18 protein-coding genes and 1 riboswitch are annotated in these 18,040 nt (G+C 55.5%); of the genes, 12 read left to right on the top strand and 6 right to left on the bottom strand.

The window, feature by feature from the left end:
* Positions 1-14: 14 nt before the first annotated feature.
* Together glk and edd are read right to left on the bottom strand one after the other, a co-directional pair.
* Complete coding sequence (gene glk, locus HVE01_RS10420) at positions 15-980, bottom strand: glucokinase (RefSeq protein WP_146943966.1); 966 nt, start codon at positions 978-980, stop codon at positions 15-17.
* A complete protein-coding gene (gene edd, locus HVE01_RS10415; protein ID WP_146943964.1) occupies positions 980-2,869 on the bottom strand; it encodes a phosphogluconate dehydratase in 1,890 nt (629 codons plus the stop codon). The genes glk and edd overlap by 1 nt, the downstream gene beginning before the upstream one ends.
* A gap of 293 nt (positions 2,870-3,162) precedes the next feature.
* Between edd and cobT the strand changes: the two genes are divergently transcribed.
* The 12 genes from cobT (at position 3,163) to HVE01_RS10355 (ending at position 14,229) form a co-directional block, all read left to right on the top strand.
* Positions 3,163-4,212 carry a nicotinate-nucleotide--dimethylbenzimidazole phosphoribosyltransferase gene (gene cobT / locus HVE01_RS10410; RefSeq protein WP_146943962.1) on the top strand — a complete coding sequence of 350 codons (1,050 nt, stop codon included), beginning with the start codon at positions 3,163-3,165 and terminating at the stop codon, positions 4,210-4,212.
* On the top strand, positions 4,209-4,922 hold the full coding sequence (locus HVE01_RS10405; RefSeq protein WP_146943960.1) for an adenosylcobinamide amidohydrolase: 714 nt from the start codon (positions 4,209-4,211) through the stop codon (positions 4,920-4,922). Before cobT ends, HVE01_RS10405 begins: the two co-directional genes overlap by 4 nt.
* Entirely contained in the window at positions 4,916-5,929 is a 1,014-nt protein-coding gene (gene cbiB, locus HVE01_RS10400; RefSeq protein ID WP_146943958.1) for an adenosylcobinamide-phosphate synthase CbiB, read from the top strand. The genes HVE01_RS10405 and cbiB overlap by 7 nt, the downstream gene beginning before the upstream one ends.
* Positions 5,926-7,041: a threonine-phosphate decarboxylase CobD gene (gene cobD, locus HVE01_RS10395; protein ID WP_146943956.1), complete on the top strand. Its 1,116-nt coding sequence runs from the start codon at positions 5,926-5,928 to the stop codon at positions 7,039-7,041. The genes cbiB and cobD overlap by 4 nt, the downstream gene beginning before the upstream one ends.
* Positions 7,025-7,558, top strand: a complete 534-nt coding sequence (locus HVE01_RS10390) for a bifunctional adenosylcobinamide kinase/adenosylcobinamide-phosphate guanylyltransferase (protein WP_146943954.1) — start codon at positions 7,025-7,027, stop codon at positions 7,556-7,558. The genes cobD and HVE01_RS10390 overlap by 17 nt, the downstream gene beginning before the upstream one ends.
* The gene (cobS, locus tag HVE01_RS10385) at positions 7,555-8,331 is read left to right on the top strand and encodes an adenosylcobinamide-GDP ribazoletransferase (RefSeq protein WP_146943952.1); all 777 of its coding nucleotides are present in this window, start codon (positions 7,555-7,557) and stop codon (positions 8,329-8,331) included. The genes HVE01_RS10390 and cobS overlap by 4 nt, the downstream gene beginning before the upstream one ends.
* Entirely contained in the window at positions 8,268-8,921 is a 654-nt protein-coding gene (locus HVE01_RS10380) for a histidine phosphatase family protein (protein WP_125747111.1), read from the top strand. The genes cobS and HVE01_RS10380 overlap by 64 nt, the downstream gene beginning before the upstream one ends.
* The gene (locus HVE01_RS10375; protein WP_146943950.1) at positions 8,873-9,304 is read left to right on the top strand and encodes a bifunctional adenosylcobinamide kinase/adenosylcobinamide-phosphate guanylyltransferase; all 432 of its coding nucleotides are present in this window, start codon (positions 8,873-8,875) and stop codon (positions 9,302-9,304) included. Before HVE01_RS10380 ends, HVE01_RS10375 begins: the two co-directional genes overlap by 49 nt.
* Before the next feature lie 33 nt (positions 9,305-9,337).
* Positions 9,338-9,566, top strand: a riboswitch (cobalamin riboswitch).
* Positions 9,567-9,705: 139 nt separating this feature from the next.
* Positions 9,706-11,508: a TonB-dependent receptor domain-containing protein gene (locus HVE01_RS10370; protein WP_146943948.1), complete on the top strand. Its 1,803-nt coding sequence runs from the start codon at positions 9,706-9,708 to the stop codon at positions 11,506-11,508.
* On the top strand, positions 11,498-12,463 hold the full coding sequence (locus HVE01_RS10365; protein ID WP_146943946.1) for a cobalamin-binding protein: 966 nt from the start codon (positions 11,498-11,500) through the stop codon (positions 12,461-12,463). The genes HVE01_RS10370 and HVE01_RS10365 overlap by 11 nt, the downstream gene beginning before the upstream one ends.
* On the top strand, positions 12,464-13,459 hold the full coding sequence (locus HVE01_RS10360; RefSeq protein WP_125747119.1) for a FecCD family ABC transporter permease: 996 nt from the start codon (positions 12,464-12,466) through the stop codon (positions 13,457-13,459).
* Complete coding sequence (locus tag HVE01_RS10355; RefSeq protein WP_146943944.1) at positions 13,459-14,229, top strand: ABC transporter ATP-binding protein; 771 nt, start codon at positions 13,459-13,461, stop codon at positions 14,227-14,229. The genes HVE01_RS10360 and HVE01_RS10355 overlap by 1 nt, the downstream gene beginning before the upstream one ends.
* A gap of 42 nt (positions 14,230-14,271) precedes the next feature.
* Here the strand turns inward: HVE01_RS10355 and HVE01_RS10350 are convergent, their stop codons facing one another.
* From HVE01_RS10350 to HVE01_RS10335, 4 genes are all read right to left on the bottom strand, one after another.
* Positions 14,272-15,210 (bottom strand): DMT family transporter, encoded by a 939-nt coding sequence (locus HVE01_RS10350; RefSeq protein ID WP_146943942.1) that lies wholly within the window; start codon positions 15,208-15,210, stop codon positions 14,272-14,274.
* A 56-nt stretch (positions 15,211-15,266) separates the two neighbouring features.
* Positions 15,267-16,091: an AraC family transcriptional regulator gene (locus tag HVE01_RS10345; protein WP_146943940.1), complete on the bottom strand. Its 825-nt coding sequence runs from the start codon at positions 16,089-16,091 to the stop codon at positions 15,267-15,269.
* Between the two features lie 120 nt (positions 16,092-16,211).
* The gene (locus HVE01_RS10340) at positions 16,212-16,976 is read right to left on the bottom strand and encodes an ABC transporter ATP-binding protein (protein WP_146943938.1); all 765 of its coding nucleotides are present in this window, start codon (positions 16,974-16,976) and stop codon (positions 16,212-16,214) included.
* The gene (locus tag HVE01_RS10335; RefSeq protein ID WP_146943936.1) at positions 16,976-18,040 is read right to left on the bottom strand and encodes a FecCD family ABC transporter permease; all 1,065 of its coding nucleotides are present in this window, start codon (positions 18,038-18,040) and stop codon (positions 16,976-16,978) included. The genes HVE01_RS10340 and HVE01_RS10335 overlap by 1 nt, the downstream gene beginning before the upstream one ends.

Genomic DNA, 18,040 nt, shown 5'->3' with positions numbered 1-18,040 from the left:
GCGTTCCTAATAAGTTAAAAGACTTCTTCGTTATGTAGTGCTTCGGCGGCGCCGAGCAGTCCTGTCCATGGGTGAGTCACAACACACACGGGAATGTCGGCGTTATAAGCGCCCATCCGGCCTTTGTTCACAAAGCTATCACGCAGTTCGGATTTGGGTAGCCACTCCAGTAGGCGCGGTAAAATCCCGCCGCATAGATAAACGCCGCCTCTAGCCCCCATCGATAAGGTTGCGTCGCCACATACATCGCCGAGGATTTTTAAAAAGCGTAGCAGGGTGGCGGTGGCGATAGGGTCACCCTGGTTTGCGGCTTGGGTAACCTCGGCTGGCGTCGTGCAGCTAGGTGCTTGCTCGTTCAGAGCACAATGAGCCTGGTACAGCTCCAGTAAGCCTTGGCCGCTTAAAATACGTTCTACGCTGACCCGTTGGTAGCGTTGTAAAAAGATATCCAATAGCGCCCGCTCGGTGCTGTCAGTAGGAGAGAACGTGACGTGGCCGCCCTCGGTGGGAAGTGGTATCCAGGCGTGTTGGCCGGGAAAAACGCCAGCAACGCCTAAGCCTGTACCGGGGCCAATTACCAAGCGGGTAGAGTGAGGCTGAGCCACGCCTGCTTGCACTTCCACTAGGTTGTCGCTGTCCACATGGGGAACGCCCAGCGCCTGTGCGGTAAAGTCATTAATCACTTTGAACAGCGATAGGTTCAGCGTCTGCTGAACATCGCTTTTCATAAAATCCCAGTGATTATTGGTCATCTTGACCCGCTCGGTGTGCACCGGGCAGGCAAACGCTAAGCAGGCTTCCAGCGGTGCATTTTCCCCCGTGGCGCCCACGCGTTCCAGGTAGTCCTGAATCGCATCGATAACCCCTGGGTAGTCAGCGCAGGGAAGATTAATAATATCGTGGGGCGTTACCTCATTTGGCGTGACGAGCGCCAGGCGGGCATTGGTTCCGCCAATATCACCAATTAAGGCCGGTCGCATTAGGCATCCTCTTCAAAAATCTGGCCCTGTTGGCGAGCGAGGTCATCGGCTTCAAAGCCGCCCAGCGAGCCTGCGCCTTCTTCGCCACGCATGGCCAGGTGGCGGAAGCCGCTAAATAGTTCGCGGCCTAGGCCCACGTGGTAGTGGTCCAAATTCGCCACTACGCGCTCACGATCGGCCCAGGTAGCTGCTGCTACTTTGGCTTCCAGCGTACCTGCGTTGGCGTCCAGGCGCACAATATCGCCGTCGCGCAGTTTCGAGAGCGGGCCACCGTCCAGGGCTTCGGGGCTGATATGAATTGCAGCGGGCACTTTACCCGACGCGCCAGACATACGGCCATCGGTCACCAGGGCCACTTTGAAGCCACGGTCCTGCAGTACGCCCAGAAACGGCGTCAGTTTGTGAAGTTCCGGCATGCCATTGGCTTTTGGCCCTTGGAAGCGCACCACAACGATGACATCGCGATCTAAGTCGCCGGACTCAAACGCAGCCTTCATTTCGTTCTGGTCGGCGAAGATTTTCACTGGTGCTTCTACTACACGATGTTCGTCGGCAACGGCGGACACTTTGATCACGCCGCGTCCCAGGTTGCCTTTCATTACCGTTAGGCCGCCAGTCGCTGCAAAGGGGGTAGCGACTGGGCGTAAGACGTTTTCATCTAAGCTGCTTGCTGGGCCTTCGCGCCAAACCACTTTGCCATTTTCAAGGAAAGGCTCTTGTGTGTAGGCCGTCAGGTCAGTGCCGAACACCGTCGGGATATCGCCGTGCAGCAAGCCAGCGCCCAGCAGTTCGCGGAACAGGTAGCTCATGCCGCCTGCCGCCTGAAAGTGGTTAATGTCTGCTTGGCCGTTAGGGTATACCTGCATCAGGCTGGGTGTGACAGCGGAGAGGTCGGTGAAGTCGTCCCAGTTCAGCGTAATGCCCGCTGCAGCGGCCATGGCAATCAAATGCATCGTATGGTTGGTTGAGCCGCCAGACGCCAACAAACCTACCACTGCGTTGACGATGGCGCGTTCGTCGATCTGCTTATAGAAAGGGCGATACTCGCCGCCAGGTTCGGTATTGCGAATAGCCTGTTCGGTTGCGTAACGGGTCAGGGCTTCGCGCATTTCCGTGCCTGGGTTCACAAACGAGGTGCCTGGCAGGTGAAGCCCCATCACTTCCATCATCAGCTGGTTTGAGTTGGCCGTGCCGTAGAAGGTGCAGGTGCCAGGGCTGTGGTAGGAGTCCGACTCCGCTTGTAGCAGCTCTTCGCGGCCTACTTTGCCTTCTGCATATAGCTGACGGATGCGTGCTTTCTCTTTGTTCGGCAGACCGCTGGGCATTGGGCCTGCGGGTACGAACATCGCGGGTAGGTGGCCAAAGCGTGCCGCTGCGATAAACAGGCCAGGGATAATCTTGTCGCACACGCCAAGATAAAGGGCAGCGTCAAACATGTTGTGTGAAAGCCCAACCGCTGCAGCCATTGCAATCACGTCGCGGGAAAACAGCGACAGTTCCATGCCCGGTTGCCCCTGGGTAACTCCATCACACATGGCGGGAACACCACCGGCAAACTGGGCGGTTGACCCCATCGCGCTAGCAGCGGCTTTGATGGTTTCCGGGAAGCTTTCAAACGGCTGGTGGGCCGACAGCATATCGTTGTAAGAAGAAATGATCCCCAAGTTGGCGCTGTTCATTAGCTTTAGGGAGTCTTTCTCTTGGGGGCTGCAGGCGGCAAATCCGTGGGCTAGGTTACCGCAGGATAGCTCTGCACGATGCACACCACGTTTGTGCTGGTCCGCCATGCGTTGCTCATAGAGCGCGCGCCGCTCAGCAGAGCGCTCACGAATGCGTTGGGTAACCTCTGCAACGGTAGGATTTAAAGTAGCGGGTGTTGAGCTCGGCATAGAGACCTCTGCATGATAGAGACGGTGAGTCAGGATTGTAGTTATTTTACATATTTTGAGTCGATAAAAGAGACTTTACGGCAATAAAAACCATATTTGTAGTTTTATTACCCATTATTGGTAGCGACTATCGTCGTAAATGATGATGTTTTAATGAACGTTACTGGTGACAGGACAATTCCTCCCCGGATGGGATTAATTGGCTGTTGAAGCAACTTAAAGCGCAAGTATAGCAGCCGCGCTTTTGCTACCATCTTGCGCAAAATGAATTTGATTGCTGCCCTGGAGCTGTTATGCATTCCATCGTTAACCAAGTCACGCCACTTGATAGCCACACTGGCGAATTGACGCTTCGCTATATTGATACGCTCACCAAGCCGCCGGGCAGCCTCGGCCAGTTAGAGGCATTGGCCGTTACGCTTAGTGAGATCACTGGTGAATGTCAGCCCAGCATCACGCCACCGGCGATCATTGTTTTTGCTGCTGATCACGGGGTTGCTGAAGAGGGCGTATCGGCCTTTCCACAAGAAGTGACGGCGCAAATGGTGGCTAACTTTGCCCATGGCGGGGCGGCGATCAACGTCTTTGCCAGACAAATTGGTGCCCAGGTTGAGGTTGTGGATGTTGGCGTTACGGCACCGCTGGCAATGCCTGGCGTGATTGATGCCAAAGTGCGCGCGGGCACCGCCAATATGGTGCTTGAAGATGCCATGAGCCATGACCAAGCGCAGGCTGCGCTACAGGTAGGCTGCGAAGCCGTTGAACGCGCTGTTCAAGCGGGGGCGAAATGCATTATTGCGGGTGAAATGGGCATTGCTAATACCACGGCAAGCAGCGCCATGCTGGCGGCGCTAACCGGTAAGCCAGTGGCCCAGCTGGTGGGCGCTGGCACCGGTATTAACAGCGCCCAGCAGGCCCATAAAGTAGCGGTGATCGAGCGGGCGCTAAAGGCACGCCAAGCCAATGCCGAAGACCCCATGGAGGTGCTAACCAAGCTCGGCGGGTTAGAGATCGCTGCCATGACAGGTGCTTATTTGGCCACGGCGGCCAACCGACTGCCTGCCATTGTGGATGGCTTTATTGCTACGGTAGCCGCTCTGACGGCCTGCCGTTTATGTCCGGCGGTACGTGGTTATTTGATTTTTGGGCATCGCTCTGAAGAGCCTGGCCATGCCACGGCTCTTGAAGCACTTGATGCGTCGCCGCTGCTAGCCTTGGGAATGCGCCTGGGAGAAGGCAGTGGCGCGGCGTTGGCGTTTCCTTTATTGCAGGCTGCCGCCGCGATGCTTAGTGAAATGGCCACCTTTGCCGATGCGGGTATTCACGATAATAGTGCCCTATGAGTGAGCAAGAAACGCTTTCATTTAGCCAGCCGCTAACGTGGTCGCAAAGCGAGCACTGCTTGGTGGTGTCTGCTGCTGAGCCACTGTATACCCTGAGTAGCGCACTCGTGGGTGGCGGGTTTGGATATCGCCAACACTTCGCAAATTTTCACGTTGATAAAGATTACGATGGCCATCACCCGGAAGATGACCTGATTCGCTGGCTGGCCAATCAGCGGCTACCGCTATGTGCTGTTGCAATGATGACGGCAGTGCGCCTGCGCAACGCATGTGTCGCCAGTGTGCCGCTAGTTAATACAGCCAATGGTGTACTGGCATTGGTGACAGCAGGTGTTGGCAATGCGGTAGATATTAGCGTTTCAAGCGATTCAGACCCCCGTTTAGTGCTGCGCAGCATATCCAAGGTGGGCACGATTAATACGTTCCTTTTTTTAGATGCCCATTTGACCGATGGTGCGCTGGTTAATGCTTCTCTCTCGGCAACGGAGGCGAAAGTTCAGGCGCTGAGAAAAGTGGGCGTTAAAGATCCATTCAGTGATACGCCTGCAACTGGAACATCAACCGATAGTCTGTCTATCGCTGCTACTCAACGCGGTTGTCAGACCTCTTATGCAGGCTCTGGTACGGCGCTTGGACGGGCGATTGGACAAGCAGTGTATCGAGCAACGCTGGATTCGCTGAGCAAATCGCAGCAGGTTTCACCATGCTAGGGGTAGCTACCGTTGGGTTAGTCGCGATGGCGATTGTCATTGATTTGATCGTGGGTGACCCACGCTCATTGCCGCATCCAGTCGTCATCATTGGGCGTGCCATCAGCGTACTTGAGCAGCGCTGGAACCAAGGCAGTGAAAAACGCCGTCGACTCCTGGGCTTTATACTCACCGCCACCATTGTGCTGGGCACGTATGGTCTCGCTTGGCTGAGTTTGGAGCTACTGACTTGGGTGCACCCTTGGCTTGGGCTAGCTGCCGAGCTTTGGTTGCTGGCGACAACGCTGGCCATAAAAGGCTTGGCGGAAGCGGGGCGCGCTATTGCCGTGCCGCTGGCTAACGGTGATTTAGCATCGGCACGAAAGGCGCTTGCCATGGTGGTGGGGCGTGATACCGAGCAACTGGATGAGGCGGAGATTACCCGCGGTGCGGTAGAAACCATTGCAGAAAATACCGTGGATGGCATCACCTCGCCGCTATTCTTCGCGTTTATCGGCGGTGCGCCGCTGGCGCTGGCTTATAAAGCAATCAACACGCTGGATTCCATGGTGGGGTATCAAAACGAACGCTACAGCGACTTCGGCTATGCCTCGGCGAAGCTTGATGATATCGCTAACTGGCTGCCCGCCAGGCTGACCGCGCTCTGTTTGTGGGTTGCCGGGGGGCTGATCAGTTGGCAATCATCGACGCTCTATTGGCGTCGGGCCATGTTGGCTACCTGCCGCGAAGCGCCCCGCCACCCAAGCCCTAATGCGGGTTGGCCAGAAGCCATGGTCGCGAACTTGTTAGGTGTGCAGTTGGGCGGCACCAATGTTTATCAGGGCGCGGTTTCCTATCGAGCAACCCTTGGCACTCCGCTGGAAACACTGACGTGTTCGCATATCAACGCCACCATTAAATTAATGCACGGTGCTTGGCTGCTGTTTTTCTTGTTAATGGCCGTGTTGATGAGTGTATTAACGGGCGTATTAATGGGCTTAGCAAGCGCAGGGATTTCATGGCTATGAGTCGTCAAACCAACGTTCACGAGGCGGCTGATTGGCCAAGCCATGGTGGCCAGGCCGCAGCGCTGCTGAAGCGTTTTGGGCTACCTGCCGATCATGTGGTTGATGATGTGAGCGCTAACCTTAACCCATTTGGGCCGCCCGAATGGCTGGCAGGCTGGTTCGGAACACGACTTGGTGGTCTTAGTCGCTATCCCTCGCCAGACTACGTTGCGGCCCGGCAGGCCATTGCGGCGCACAACGATGTTCAGCCAGCGCAAGTACTGCTAACCAATGGTGGGGCGGAGGCCATTTTTCTTGCCGCTGCGCTGCATGCCAGTGGGCGTGCCTTATTACTGGCTCCCAGCTTTGGTGAATATGCCAGAGCCTGCTCTGCCCACCGGATTGAAATGACCGAGCATGTATTGCGCGAGCCGCATTTCGCTTGCCAGATGGACGACCTGCTAGAGAGTGCAGCAAACGCCGACGTGGTGTTTCTGTGTCGTCCGAATAATCCGACTGGCACGCTGATAGCCATCGAGGCAGTAGAGGCACTGCTAGCGCACACGCAGGCTACTGGAACCCAAGTGGTGGTCGACGAAGCATTTATCGATCTATCAATAGGCGTCGAGGCGCTGACGCCGCTGCTTAAGCGTTACTGTCACCTAGTGTTGCTACGCTCAATGACCAAGTTTTATACCCTGCCTGGATTGCGCTTAGGCTATGTGCTGGCTGCGGAAAACCTAGTAGACACCATGAGCCGCCATCAACCGCCCTGGAGTGTGAATCATTTTGCCGCCGAACTGGTGGCGCCGCTGTTAGCGGATGGCGAGTTTGCACGGCTCACCCAGCAGTGGCTGGCTAGTGAGCAGCCACGTCTGGGCAAGGCGTTGCAGGCGCTAGGGCTTGAGGTGGTGCCCAGTCACAGCTGCTTTTTCCTTGTGCGGCCTGGTGTTTTACAGCGTGAGCGCGGCGTGACCAGCGCAGACCTGTTTGAACGCATGCTTTATAAAGGACTGCTGGCGAGGCATACCCACAGCTTTAAAGGGCTTGAGGGCAGTTGGTTACGTTTGGCACTGCGTGATGAGGCGACAAACAACCGCTTGCTAAAGGTGCTGCATGATTGTCTTTGTTAGTGGGGGCGCTCGCTCTGGAAAAAGCCAAGTAGCGGAGCAGCGTGTGCTCAGCGCGGCGGGGGACGCCAGCTGCTACTACATTGCCACCGCCAATGTTTACGACGCCGAAATGGCCGATCGGGTATCGCGCCACCAGGCACGCCGGGCAGGCCAATGGGTGACGCTAGAGGCGCCCCTGGCAATTGATCAAGCGATTGCCCAAGTGCCCGATCAGCACGCGGTGCTACTCGATTGTTTAACTCTCTGGGCAGGACAAGTGTTGTTTGGCGCTGGGCCAAATGAAGAATTCAGTGATGAGCAAGGCCTAGCGCTGCTGGCTCGCTGCCTGGATGATGCACAAGCTCGGGGGCTGACATTAGTAATTGTGTCGAACGATCTCAACGAAGAGCTGATTGCTGATCACTCCGCTACCTGGCGCTACGTTGAGTTTATCCAGTGCTTACACCGCTGGTTAGCGCGGGAAGCTGACTCAGTGCTTGAAATCATTGCGGGCTGTGCCATGGAGTGGAAACGATGAAAAATGCGCTGTTCGGCCTAATACTCGCGCTGCAGTTTCTAACCCGAATTCCGCTTCCGATTGCCTGCCCATGGACACCAGCCACCCGTCGCTGGGCAATTCGCGCCTATCCGTTGGTAGGGTTATTAATTGGCAGCGCGCTGGCGTTAAGCGCGCTGCTATTAAGTTTCATAGCGTCACCAGCGCCAATCACTGCGTTGTTACTGCTAAGCCTATGGGTAGCGCTTTCGGGCGGTTTACACCTCGATGGGGTGATGGATCTTGCCGATGCGTTAGGCAGTAACCAACCCCTTGAGCGGCGTTGGGAAATCATGAAGGACGCCCAGATAGGCAGTTTCGGCATCCTGGCATTGCTGTTTTTGCTGGCCTGGAAGGGCGTATTGCTTTGGGCGCTGGTGGCTTATCAGGCGCCGCTGTGGTGGCTGGTGGCCGTGCCTGCATTAGGCAGATTGGCTGGTGTCGCGCTGCTGATTTTTACTCCCTGCGCTCACGGCAAGGGGCTCGCATGGAGCTGGCAGCAGTCGCTAAGTGCCCGTGATGTTGGCTATGCCTTGCTACCGTTGGTGCTGCTTGGCGCGCTGTCCCCTGCATGGTTTGCCTGGGGAGTGATTATCATCGTGTGGGTAGCAGTCGCCAGAAAGGCACTACTGCGGCTATTTAACGGTATTAACGGCGATATGGTGGGGGCCACCATTGAAGGAGGAGAGCTTTGGCTACTGGTCTTAATGTGGAGTTGGTGGCAGTTCGCCACGGTATCACCGCTTGGAATTTAGAGCGCCGCTACCAAGGGCAGCGCGATATTCCGCTGCTATTTCCGGATGCAGAAGCGGGGCTGTTGGCACTGCGTGACGCATTGGCAGAAGAGCGTTTTGACGCTGTTTATTCAAGCGATTTAAACCGCTGCCAGCAAACCCTTGAGTGGTCGCAGGCGGCAAAGCCGGGTATGCCGCTGTATCTAGAACCACGATTACGGGAGCTGGATTTCGGTGACTATGAAGGCAAAGTTTACGATGAACTAAAAGACTTACCCCATTATCGCGCCTGGATTGATAGCGTGGGTGAGCTGCAAATTCCCGGCGGCGAATCGTCTGGCCAGCTACGTGAGCGTTTAAATGCTTGGCTTGAAGAGGTGGCTAGGCACGCCCGCGAACATCATTATCAAAAAGTGCTGGTCGTTACCCATGGCGGGGTAATACGCGAGTTGCGGCGTCGTTTCGAAACCATTGGCTTTTGGGAAGGCATCGTTCACCAAGCACAAGGGCGGCGTTGGCAACTGACGTATCTAAAACGTGAAGATGGCAAAGGAGAGTGGCAATGCAGCTGTTCATCGGCGGTGCCTGCGCAGGTAAGCGCGATGTTGTAAAAGCACGCTTTCCCAGCGCGGTTTGGTGGCGGCTTTCTCCAGGGCAGCGTTTACACGAAGTGACCCACATCATGCAGCCTGATGTGCCGCTCGTTCTGCACGGTGTGTTTGAGTGGTTAGCGGCAGTGCTGCACTCGGATATGAGTAGCGATACGTCGCGGGCTCTGTGGCGGGGAGATCTGGAAAGCTTGGCCGCGGCCGCACAAACCCGTGGCGTGACGCTGGTGATCATCATGAACGAGTTAGGGCGAGGAATCGTTCCTATGGCGCAAGACCAGCGCCGCCTGCGCGATTTAAGCGGCTGGTTTAGCCAAGACGCCGCCGCCCAATCCGAGCAGGTCTGGCATGTACGACATGGGCTCGTGCAGGCGCTGAAACCCTAATCGGTTCAATTGACCAGCCCCTAACAAGTTGCTAGTTTACGCGCACTCTCAGGTGCTGGTGGCGATTACCGCCATCAGTTAAACGGGAAGTTGGTGAACACTAACGTGAATCCAGCGCTGCCCCCGCAACGGTGATCGAGATAAGAACGGCTAAAGATGCCACTGTGCTAACGCATGGGAAGGTGGTCGTTCGGAAAGGCAGGATGTTGTTATCTGCTTTTCGCTCGTCAGCCCGGAGACCGGCCTAAGAGGCATGGTTCTAAAGAACCACAACATGCCGAGACGCGGAGGGCGTGCTCAGGGTGATATAGCCAGCTTAGGCTGCCGATCTCCCCATCATCCCTCTGCCCGGTCAAAAAAATACGCTGTGCGGGTGAGCACAGTGAGCAAGGGATCTCCTCATGTCTTACCGTTTTCAATCTACTGCCACGCTGGCGGCATTTGCGATGGCCGCATTGCCCGTGGCCGTTCAAGCCCAATCTAACGCGCAGTCTGCTGCGAATGCATTAAACCCCGTTGTTGTTACTGCCGCACTAGCCCCGCGTACTGCTAATGACAGCCTGTCCTCGGTGACTGTACTGGATGAGGCAACGCTACGCCGTCAAGATCCGGTAAGTATTACCGACCTGTTCCGCGGCCAGCCCGGGGTGGATGTTTCCACCAACGGCAGCTTTGGTAAAAACAGCAGCGTGTTTATTCGCGGCAGCGGTAGCGGCCAAAATGTTCTGTTGATCGACGGTATTCGTCTTCGTTCTGCCACTAGTGGTGGGGCTGCTTGGCAGCATCTGGAGCCGCGTATGTTTGATCGCGCCGAAATTGTGCGTGGTCCGCGTGGCAGCCTTTATGGTGCCGACGCGATTGGCGGCGTTATTCAGCTGTTTACCCCCCAGGGTGAAGAACAGGGACCGCAGCCGCGTGTTTCTGTCGGTGGTGGTTCGTTTAATACCCAGCGCCTGAGTGCCGGTATTAGCGGCACAGAGGGTGGCACTCGCTATAGCTTTGCCGCGAGCCACTTCACCACAGATGGTCAACCGATTCGGCGCGATGGCGACGATAAGGGCTATGACAACACCACGGCGTTAGCGCGGGTTTCTCACACTTTTGCAAGTGGTGCAGAAGCGGGTGTGTTGGCGCTCCGTGCCCGTGGTCATAACGAATACGATGGCGGTGAAAACGACTTCGTTCAGCAGGTGGCGGGTATCTATGGCGAGCTGCCGATAACCGATAACTGGCGCAGCCGCTTAACGTTTAGCGAATCTCGTGATGAAAGCGATAACATCAATAGCTTTGGTGACTCAGTGTTTAACACCAAGGTGAGTACCGCGCGCTGGGAAAATACCTTAACAGCCGGGGCCCATGAGCTGATTGCAGGCGCTGAATACAGCGAAGACCGTGTTAAGAGCACCACGGCCTACGATGAAACCAGCCGTAGCAACGTGGCGGTATTTACCCAAGCCTTGCTCGATTTTTCACCCTTTACTGTGCAAGCCAGCTTGCGCTTTGATGACAATGAGGCTTACGGCGAAGAAGTCACCGGCAGCGTAGGCGTGGGCTATGACCTCGACGCCTACCACACCTTACGTGCCAACTACGGTACAGCCTTTAACGCACCCACTTACAATCAGCTCTACTACCCAGGCTTTGGTAATCCCGATTTGGAATCTGAAACGTCGCAAAGCATCGAGGTCGGTGTGCGCGGCCAGTATGCCCACTGGTTCTGGGATGCGGCACTCTATCAAACCGATATCGACAACTTGATTGCTGGTCAGGGGTTGCTGTTTAACGTACCCGAAACCCGTATTCGTGGAGCTGAGCTGGCTGCAGGCGTCGAACTCGACGATTGGACGCTAGCCGCTGCGCTGACCTACACCGACCCTGAAAACCGCCTAACCGGTAAACGCCTGCAAAACCGTGCCTCACAAAGTCTTCGCTTAGACGTAGACCGCGAACTTGGCGACTGGTCGGTGGGTGGCTCCTGGATTGCTCAAAACCACCGTTACCGTGATACGCAGAACCAAGATCGCCTCAGCGGTTACGGGCAGGTTAACCTACGTGCAGGTTGGCAGTTTGCCCCGTTATGGAGTGCGCGTGTAACGTTAGAAAACGCGTTGGACCAAGACTACATTACAACGCGTTCGTTTGATGGTGCCGACTATCTTAACGCAGGCCGTGCAGGATTCTTAAGCGTTCACTATGGCCAATAAAACAGCGAATCAGACATTGTTTAAACATCGCGGGGCCACTGGCCCCGCACTGTTATTAAGCCGGCTCATACTAAGCTTATCGATGCTCAGTGGTGTGGTTTCAAACGCCGTATTGGCTGATGACCACAGCCGCTGCGAGATGGATGATCGTAGCCGTAAGGTGTGCCTATATACGCCGGCTCAACGTATTGCCACGCTCTCGCCAGGGGCAACGGAGCTGACCTATGCTGCGGGCGCTGGTGATCAGGTAGTGGCGGTGGTTAGCTACAGTGATTATCCGCCAGAGGCCAAAGACGTTGTGTCTGTTGGCAGCCATACGCGCATTGATTTAGAAGCTTTGGTCGGGTTAGCGCCAGACCTAGTGATCGGCTGGGTAACTGGGAATCCCGCTGAACAGTTGGAAACCCTTGAAGCGTTGGGTATGCCGGTGTTCTATATTGAGCCTAGGAATTTTGAGGGCGTGGCCAGCGCAATTGAGCGTTTGGCGAGGCTGGCTGGCACTGAAAGCGACGGTCAGGCGGTCGCTGATAATTTCCGGCTGAGGATGGCAGAGCTGGCCGCTCAATATCGTGATCGGGAGCCGGTGCGTACCTTCTATCAGGTGTGGGACGAGCCGTTAATGAGTGTTAATGACGCACATCTTATCGGCCAGGTGATCGAAATTTGTGGCGGTGTAAATGTGTTTGGTGAGCAGGCGCGGCTAGTGCCACGTATCGATGATGAGGCTGTCCTGGCGGCAAACCCTGAAGCGATTGTTGCCGGAGGAATGGGGGAAGAGAATCGCCATTGGTTGACCCACTGGGAGCAGTACTCAAACTTAACGGCGGTTGCCGATGATAATCTCTTTTTTGTACCGCCTTCTTTAATTCAGCGGCCTACTCCACGCTTGATGGAAGGCAGCCAAATTCTCTGCGAGAAGCTTGATATTGCCCGACAAAGACGCGAGCGAGATTAAATGTTAGCACGATTGGGCTTCCCACTAGGTCTGTTGCTGCTGGCGGCACTGGCTTCTCTGATTATCGCCCTTGGTATTGGTAGTGCGCAGCTTTCCCCAGGGCAAGTTTGGCAAGTGGTTCTCGGTCATCTTGGTTATATCGGCCAGGACGAGGGCAATGCGCTGGCGCGTACTATGGTGCTGGAGCTGCGCTTGCCAAGAGCACTTTCGGCTTTTGCTGTCGGTGGATTGTTAGCGGTAGCGGGTGCTCTGATGCAAGTGCTGCTGCGTAATCCTCTAGCAGACCCTTATGTACTCGGACTTTCCGGAGGTGCCTCGATTGGTGCGCTTGCTGCCATGCTGGGGGGGCTGGGCGGATTGGCGATTTCAGGCTCGGCGTTTGGCGGTGCGCTAGTTTCGACGTTATTAGTTTTCGGCTTGGCCCACGGCAGCGGTAGCTGGACCCCTTCACGGTTACTGCTAACTGGGGTAGTGGTTGCGGCAGGCTGGGGCGCGGTGATCACTTTGATGTTGGCACTGAGCCCTGCTGAGCGGTTACCGGGCATGCTGTATTGGCTAATGGGCGATCTTTCTTACGCGCGCGCACCTTGGTCGCCGCTGCTACTGTTGCTGGCTACCTGTGTGATAGTGATGCCCCTTGGACGCAGCTTAAATGTGCTGGCTCGTGGCCCTCAGCAGGCTGCTGCGCTGGGCGTTGCCGTCCGGCCACTTGAGTGGTGCATTTATATCGTCGCCAGCTTGCTAACCGCCGCGGCTGTTACTACGGCGGGTAGCATTGGCTTTGTCGGCTTGGTAGTGCCGCACATGCTGCGCCTATTGTTGGGTAACGATCAGCGGTTAATCTTACCGGCCTGTGCACTGGCTGGAGGGACCTTACTCATGCTGGCCGATACACTGGCGCGCACAATGATCGCGCCGGAACAGCTGCCGGTAGGAGTGATTACCGCACTATTAGGTGTACCGACGTTCCTCTTTCTGCTTTATCGGAGCCGCTGATGAGCCGTTTGGTTACCCAAGACCTGATCATCAACGTACCGGGAAGAGACGGTGGCACGGCGCTGAATATTACCATCGAACCAGGGCAGGTATGGGGCGTGCTCGGCCCCAACGGAGCGGGTAAAACGACGCTGCTGCACACTTTGGCAGGGCTGAACGCGCCGCGCTCCGGGCAAGTGCTGCTGGGGGAGCAGCCCCTTGAGACGCTGAGCAGACGGCAAGTTGCGCAAATGTTGGGAATTGTCTTCCAGGAGCGCTTGGATGGCTTTCCCGCGACCGTGCTTGAAACCGCACTGATTGGCCGCCATCCCTACCTATCGCTGTGGCAAATGGAGGGGGCAGACGACTATGCCCAAGCCGAGGCAGCGCTTGAACGGTTAGACGTTGCGCACCTGCGCGACCGTTTGGTGAGTACGCTTTCTGGCGGCGAGCGCCAGCGCGTGGCGATGGCCACGGTACTGACTCAGGCTCCCAATATCTGGCTGGCTGACGAACCCACCAACCACCTCGACTTACACCACCAAAGCGCAGTGATGGCGCTGATGGCCCAGCAGGCAGCCCAGGGCAGTGCGGTGATGATGTGCCTGCACGATTTAAATCTAGCCGCCCGCTGGTGTGATCACCTTTTGCTAATCTACCCCAGTGGCGAGGCTTGCTGGGGAGCGCGAGACAGCATGCTAGTGCCCAGTGCATTAGAGCGCCTTTACCAGCAGCGGCTGGCGGTGGTCGAGGTTGAAGGGGCACCGGTATTTGTGCCCATAAAAGAGTGATGACAAGCTTGGCTAGCTCAACAGTTAGCGCTCGCTGCTACGTTAGCGGGTATCTAACAGGGGGGCTGGTTTTGGCTGTCGCTGGTTTGGTTGACGCTGGCGAGACATCAGAAACAGGCCTGCGCCCACCAAAACCCCGCCAATCACTTCATGCCATGCTGGGTGTTGTCCGATCAATATAAATGCAACCAGGGCGGCAAATAGTGGGCACAGAAACAAGAAGCCGCTTGTATGTACGGAGCCGCCAATCTTTAACGCCGCAAACCAAAGCCCGATAGCTCCAGTCGATGCGGGAATTGCCAGCCACATAAACATTCCCCAGTGGTAAGCATCCGTCGGTAGGGAAAAAGGTTGTTTGCTGAATGCAGCTATCACCATAAGCAGCAGGGAGCCAATCAACATCTGCCAGAAAGTGACTATCCAAGGTGAGGGCGTCATGGCAAATTTCTTACTTAACACGGTAGAGCAGGCCCAGCAGGTAGATGCCAGCATCACCAATACTTCCCCATGCCCGATTCCGTGGTAGCCGTCAACGTCGATCCCAATACAAATAATTACTCCAATAAATGCAGAGGCTAAGCCGAATAAGGCAAACGTCGAGGAGCGCTCGCCTAAAATAAACCATGCCAAGACAACCACCAGTAAAGGGTTACTGGCCATAAGAATGGCCGCTATGGAAGGGCTAGTCGCCGTTAGCCCAATGTTGAGTAGCGACATGACACCGGCTGTTTGAAAACTACCAATTATTAGCAGTTTTACCCAAGGAAGCTCTTTAAGAGCTAGTTTATGCCTGCGCATTTGGATAAAAACAAAAGGCGACAAGGATAGTGCTGCGACCAGGAAGCGAGCAGACGCTGCCCATAAAGGCGACATCTGCTCCATAACGAGCTTAGTGCTGACAAAAGAAGACCCTTGCAGGAATGTAGACGCGATGATCAGAACGTAATAGTGGTCAGTGAGTGACGTTAGTGAACGTTTCATATTCCTCTACCGATTATTTCAAAAAGTAGAGAAACAATATCAATCTCACGCGGATTCTATTCTTCCATGCGAGACAACTTTGTTTGAGAACAGGACAGATCGTTTAAATACTCTCGGGGAGATTTACCCGTGACACGTTTGAACATCACGGTAAACGCCCCTTGTGAAGCATATCCTAGATGCTCTGCAACTTGGCTAACGCGTTGCCCGGTGCTTAACCCCGACATAGCACTTACAATGCGTACCTGCTCTCGCCATTGAATAAAAGAAATACCTGTCTCAGTGCGAAATAGTCGGGATAGTGTCCGCGTCGTTGCTCCGACCTCATTCGCCCAATCTGCCAGTGAGCGCACATCACCCGGATTTTCCAGCAACGTATCGCAGATCTTTTTCAAACGCTTATCTCTGCCCATGGGCAGTTTTAATCCACACTCGAAGGCCAGCTTCATTTCTTCTAATGCTAGCCGCAATAAGCGCTCTTCGAAGCTGTCTGGATGATAGGTGATTGAAAAAGAGGAGGCTCTGATCAGCAGTTCGCGTAAAAGGGCAGTGACGCCTATTCCTACTGGATGACTGGGCAAGTTCAAGGTGAACGATTCGACATTGACATATAAAGTCCGCAAACAAACCGCTGTGCTGGCGCTCATTTCATGTTCTACGTAAGGAGGCATCCAGACGCCACGAAACGGAGGTAATAACCAGTATTCATCGCGGGTGCATAGTCTCATCGTACCTGTGCTGGCATAGATTAACTGTCCACGCTGATGTTGATGGGGAGAGATGTGATGGCCCGCAGGGTACTCTTTAAACATCGACACCACAGGGTTTTTAGCATTTTCCCATTTAGCAAGATGCGCATTTGGTGGATGGTCAGTACTCATTTGGGCCCCAATATCTTAACCAAAAAAACGCCTCACTATATCCTGTGGTATCGCTGCCTTTTACTTCATATCATTTATCCATGTCATCTACCCCAAGTCATTTACCCCATGCCAACGTTTCTAAACTGCGTTGCGAAAACGCATGACCTGCTTGCCATCGACAGGGTCATCGATCACGTGGGCATGCACACCAAAGGTCTGCTGTAGCCTACTGGCGGTGAGCACGTCGTGGGGTGGGCCGCTATCGATTAGGCGGCCGCTATCCATAACGCCGATGCGGTCGCACTCCATGGCTTGGTTAAGGTCGTGCAGGGAAATAATCACCGTAATCGGCAGCTGCCTGACCAGTTCAAGAATCGACAGTTGGTGGCGAATATCCAGATGGTTGGTGGGTTCATCCAGCAGCAGGATGTTAGGCTGTTGGGCCAATGCCCGAGCAATATGCACGCGTTGGCGCTCACCGCCAGAGAGGGTATGCCAAAGCCGATCGGCCATATGCGCCATATCAACATCTATCAGCGCTTTAGCCACGATGGCATCATCTTCAATTGACCAGGCGCGTAAGGCGGAAAGAAACGGCGTGCGACCCAGCGCGACCACTTGGCGCACGGTAATCCTATCGGTGGTGTCAGCCTGTTGCTCAACTAAGGCAATAGATTGAGCGATAGAGCGTTGCGTGAGGGCGTGCAAAGGCTGGTTATTAATCCGCACTTGTCCTGACTTTGGTTTGTTCAAACCGGCCAGCAGACGCAGCAGGGACGTTTTTCCCGAGCCGTTGGGCCCCACCAGACCAAAGGTCTGACCAGGCTCGACAGTCAGGGTGACGTCAATGACCAGTGGCGTGCCATGTACCGCCCAGGTGAGTTGTTCTGCGGATAGTTGCATTAATGCCTCTTGCCACGGACAAGAATTAGCGCAAAAGCGGGTGCGCCGATTAGCGATGTAATCACCCCGATGGGAAGCACCTGACCAGATATCAGCGTGCGCGAGAGAATATCTGAACCGATTAAAAATACCGCGCCAGCAAGCGCCGTGGCGGGTATCAAGCGCGTGTGTTGGCTGCCGACAATAAAGCGCATCGCATGGGGAATCACTAAGCCAACAAAGCCAATCGCTCCTACGATGGAAACCATCACCGCAGTGACCAGTGCCATTGCGATAATCAGCATGCCGCGCACCGGACGCACTGCAATGCCCATCGAAGCGGCGCTGTCGGCCCCGAAGGTAAACGCATCCAGGGAACGGCGGTGCCATAGGCAAACCACTAGCCCTAGCAGCGCGGCAGGCACCGCTAAGGTGGCATCAGCCCAGCGTACCCCGGAGAGATTACCCATCAGCCAAAACATAATGCCCCGCGCCTGTTCAGCACTGGCTGACTTGGTAATGATAAAAGCCGTCAGTGCATTAAATAGCTGCGAGCCAGCAATCCCGGCCAGAATAATTGCCCCTGCTGCCTGAACGCCACGCCCACCGCCGACACCGCTGTTGGCCGCATGGGCGAGCATTACTACGATGCCAAAGGCGAGCAGGGCGCCAACGAAGGCGCCCAAGGAGAGTGACAGCAGGCCCGCGCCTAACCCAACAACCGCCACCGCAACGGCACCTGTAGAGGCTCCAGCAGAAATACCCATTAAATAGGGGTCGGCTAGGGGGTTGCGCAGCAGGGCCTGCAATACCACTCCCGCCAATGCCAAGCTGGTGCCGCAACAAGCGGCAACGACGGCGCGACTGAGGCGGTAGTTCCAGATAATACCCTCGTCGATTCGGTCAACCGGGTAATCGCTGCCAAGTAGCTGGTTGGCAAGTACTTTGAGAATAGTATCAATGGGAATTGATGTCTCGCCGATGGCGGTGCCCGCGATGAGTGCGGCCACCAGCACAAGAGGCGTTACCCAAAGCCAGCGCAGCCCGAAGCGTCTAGCAGTCGGCCGTGTTAGCGCTATGCTCAT

It is taken from the genome of Vreelandella venusta, assembly GCF_007989605.1.
GTDB lineage: Bacteria > Pseudomonadota > Gammaproteobacteria > Pseudomonadales > Halomonadaceae > Vreelandella > Vreelandella venusta.
Note: the sequence above shows the minus strand (reverse complement) of the source record. Positions and strands in the feature narration are given on the sequence as shown.

Coding starts and splice junctions, on each gene's coding strand:
- cobS (WP_146943952.1), top strand. CDS start 7,555: ATGAAAAATGCGCTGTTCGGCCTAATACTCGCGCTGCAGTTTCTAACC.
- HVE01_RS10370 (WP_146943948.1), top strand. CDS start 9,706: ATGTCTTACCGTTTTCAATCTACTGCCACGCTGGCGGCATTTGCGATG.
- HVE01_RS10335 (WP_146943936.1), bottom strand. CDS start 18,040: ATGAGCATAGCGCTAACACGGCCGACTGCTAGACGCTTCGGGCTGCGC.
- HVE01_RS10360 (WP_125747119.1), top strand. CDS start 12,464: ATGTTAGCACGATTGGGCTTCCCACTAGGTCTGTTGCTGCTGGCGGCA.
- cobT (WP_146943962.1), top strand. CDS start 3,163: ATGCATTCCATCGTTAACCAAGTCACGCCACTTGATAGCCACACTGGC.
- HVE01_RS10365 (WP_146943946.1), top strand. CDS start 11,498: ATGGCCAATAAAACAGCGAATCAGACATTGTTTAAACATCGCGGGGCC.
- glk (WP_146943966.1), bottom strand. CDS start 980: ATGCGACCGGCCTTAATTGGTGATATTGGCGGAACCAATGCCCGCCTG.
- cobD (WP_146943956.1), top strand. CDS start 5,926: ATGAGTCGTCAAACCAACGTTCACGAGGCGGCTGATTGGCCAAGCCAT.
- cbiB (WP_146943958.1), top strand. CDS start 4,916: ATGCTAGGGGTAGCTACCGTTGGGTTAGTCGCGATGGCGATTGTCATT.
- HVE01_RS10375 (WP_146943950.1), top strand. CDS start 8,873: ATGCAGCTGTTCATCGGCGGTGCCTGCGCAGGTAAGCGCGATGTTGTA.
- HVE01_RS10350 (WP_146943942.1), bottom strand. CDS start 15,210: ATGAAACGTTCACTAACGTCACTCACTGACCACTATTACGTTCTGATC.
- HVE01_RS10340 (WP_146943938.1), bottom strand. CDS start 16,976: ATGCAACTATCCGCAGAACAACTCACCTGGGCGGTACATGGCACGCCA.
- HVE01_RS10390 (WP_146943954.1), top strand. CDS start 7,025: ATGATTGTCTTTGTTAGTGGGGGCGCTCGCTCTGGAAAAAGCCAAGTA.
- edd (WP_146943964.1), bottom strand. CDS start 2,869: ATGCCGAGCTCAACACCCGCTACTTTAAATCCTACCGTTGCAGAGGTT.
- HVE01_RS10405 (WP_146943960.1), top strand. CDS start 4,209: ATGAGTGAGCAAGAAACGCTTTCATTTAGCCAGCCGCTAACGTGGTCG.
- HVE01_RS10345 (WP_146943940.1), bottom strand. CDS start 16,091: ATGAGTACTGACCATCCACCAAATGCGCATCTTGCTAAATGGGAAAAT.
- HVE01_RS10355 (WP_146943944.1), top strand. CDS start 13,459: ATGAGCCGTTTGGTTACCCAAGACCTGATCATCAACGTACCGGGAAGA.